General features: G+C 41.1%; 3 protein-coding genes and 1 other RNA gene. 1 reads left to right on the forward strand and 3 read right to left on the reverse strand.

Features of this window, described 5'->3' with window-relative positions; genetic code table 11:
* Together AMDU4_RS13120 and AMDU4_RS13125 are read right to left on the reverse strand one after the other, a co-directional pair.
* The coding region (locus AMDU4_RS13120; RefSeq protein WP_021788417.1) for an amidohydrolase family protein at positions 1-600 on the reverse strand (600 nt) is incomplete at its 3' end.
* A gap of 116 nt (positions 601-716) precedes the next feature.
* The gene (locus AMDU4_RS13125; protein WP_290705475.1) at positions 717-1,664 is read right to left on the reverse strand and encodes an IS5 family transposase; all 948 of its coding nucleotides are present in this window, start codon (positions 1,662-1,664) and stop codon (positions 717-719) included.
* Between the two features lie 57 nt (positions 1,665-1,721).
* Between AMDU4_RS13125 and AMDU4_RS13130 the strand changes: the two genes are divergently transcribed.
* On the forward strand, positions 1,722-2,024 hold the full coding sequence (locus tag AMDU4_RS13130) for a hypothetical protein (protein WP_021788420.1): 303 nt from the start codon (positions 1,722-1,724) through the stop codon (positions 2,022-2,024).
* Between the two features lie 62 nt (positions 2,025-2,086).
* Here the strand turns inward: AMDU4_RS13130 and rnpB are convergent.
* An RNA gene (rnpB, locus tag AMDU4_RS13135) (RNase P RNA component) lies at positions 2,087-2,378 on the reverse strand.
* Between the last annotated feature and the right edge of the window lie 198 nt (positions 2,379-2,576).

The following is a 2,576-nucleotide window of genomic DNA, read 5'->3' on the forward strand; positions in this document are numbered from 1 at the left end:
GGAGCGATTCCAGATTACCTTCCGGAAATCATTGTTTTCTGCGTGAATCTGTACTATTATCCCGTATTTTTTTGCAATGTTCATTCCCTGGAGAATTTGATAATTATTGGCATACCTTCCGAGATTTTTGTATGTGGTGAAAATCTTCACTGCCATTATTCCCATATTAGACAGTTTAGAAAATATAGATTCTAGCCTCTCACTGGACGCGAAGTCTTCTGTTACCATCATGGGTTTTATGGTAAAGTCCAGGGAACTGCTTTCAGAAAATCTCTTTATCTTGGATGCTGCAGCGACAACTGTATCCTCATTTTTGTTTGCCTGCGAAAAGTCCAGCACTGTTGTAGTTCCCCCAATAGCTGCTGATTCCGTTCCGTTCTTGATTGTACCTGCACTGGAATAGCCTTCTATATGAGTATGTGGATCAACTCCCCCGGGTATTACAAGTTTTCCCGATAAATTAATTCTCTTTGTGTTTCCATTGAATTCACTAATATTCCCTATGGCAACTATTTTTCCGTTCTCTATTCCTATGGATGTCCTTTTCACGCCCCCACATAAAAATACATTTCCATCATCAAGTATCAGGTCAAAACTCATATAAAATATATAATCTGTGGTTATTTAAAATTTGTGAGTTGGTGTGCTCTGTTGAACAAAGATCATGATTTCCGCTCTCTTCACTCTTCCTCTGATTTTATTCTTCTTTTCAGCCCCTAATTCATGCACTTTACCTCCATCTTTGCCCTCTGGTTTATATAGTCGTATATCCATAATCTCTGGGATCCCTCTGCTTTCAATCCTTCTGTAGATCTGCTTACACAGTTCTCTCCAAACTTCCTCTTTACTGCGGAGAATATTCCTTCAGTCCCAGGCCACCTCATTCCGTAATGCTTCTCTTCTGCCCACTGTTTGTAACCTTTCTCCTGGTATTCTCTTACCTCCTTTCTTCTGTGTTTTGATCCCCTTTGCCTGTCAGTGGAGGCATTCTTCCTGATCTTAATCACCGGTATGGCACCGATGGAATGTATAAGGTTGAAGAGATTGTTCACATCAAATGCACCATCACCGTAGAATGTTTTCACATTTATTCCCTTCTTCACTGCTTCCTTTATGTGAGTGGATGCAGTTTCTGGTTCAGATGGTCCAGTACCTTCTATGTGTGATTCTATCCCTATAATCTTCTTTGTCTTCACATCTGCTGTTATAATGACAACAAGATGCTTTCTCTGCCTTGCATCTGGATCTCCATATTTCATTATCCTGTAAAAACCTGCATTGTTTGTCTTCATTCCAGTGCCATCGGTACCAAGTTCTGCATACTGAATGCCTGAAATGTCAATGTCAGGAACCATATTATGTATGCGGTGCCATATGGTGGTATAATCACCATATTCTGGTATTATCCCAAGATTAACAAGTGATCTTGCCATTCCCTCGAGGCCACGGTAATCCAGATACTGGTGCCATATCATCATGAACTGCATGAACGATTCCGGGAAGAGGAATGGTGATCCCCTTTTGCCAAGATTCATTTTCTCAAGTTCAGAGCCCCACTGATCCACGAAATCAAAATCAAAGAAGAATTTCCCCCTTATTACGAGTTCCTCATTGTATTCCTTCCAGTTTCTTTTGTCCCTGTAAGTCTTTCCCCATCTCGGCATTATAACTGTATGTGCATACTGCCATATATTTATATCGGAATTTGGATTAATCCCCATATGAAGGGCACACTGATTGTTTTCACGATACCCCGGTCAAAGAATGGAGTCAGCCCCGCTTCTTACTCTAAATTTTACAGGAAACTTTATGGTTATAATAACTCCTCACACTATGGCAGGTACCATAAACGGATACCAGGATTCCTTGACAATTATAAATATGTGAAGTATGCCAATGGTGTTATTATTACCAGAACAGATGCAAGTGAAGCTATTGTTGAATTCCTGAACAATAACAGGGCGGAAGTGCACCACTGGGATGTTGAAATAACAGATCACGAGAAGAAGGAACTGGAAGCATAGGGGAAATACTGCTTCGAACTACAAGCGGTTTAAATATTTATTCAACACAGCACAAAAAGGGGAAATGCCCGGAGTAAGCCTCCTTCTGTTAGCCTTTCGGTTGGCAACATTCGACTATGCGTCTTACCTGAATCTGGCAGCTGTATTCAACGATTCAATTTAGACTTGCTCCCTGCAGGGAGAGTTCTCATCGGTACTCCCTGAAACGTCATTTTTACGAATCACACTTTACAGGGAACCGTTTATTTCTTGTCTCTTAACCATGCCTCTCGGCATACCGGCTTTCACCGGTTGCAGCCAGCTGTGGAGGGAGGACTTTCCTCACCTTTCGGCGTCAGTTGCCCTCGGGCTTTTCCCTATATATAATTGCTATAATAGATTTAAAGTTATCAGGATTCTGATTCAATACCGTCCACCATTAAGTCTCCATGGTATCCGAAAATTTCCCGGAATACCGTGAACGTTATTATTATTCCGAAGAGAGACGCCATAGCGATCACGATAGTGGAATAACCTATACCGATAAATGAGAACATTATAGGAAAAATCGGA

This window comes from Ferroplasma sp. Type II (assembly GCF_000496155.1).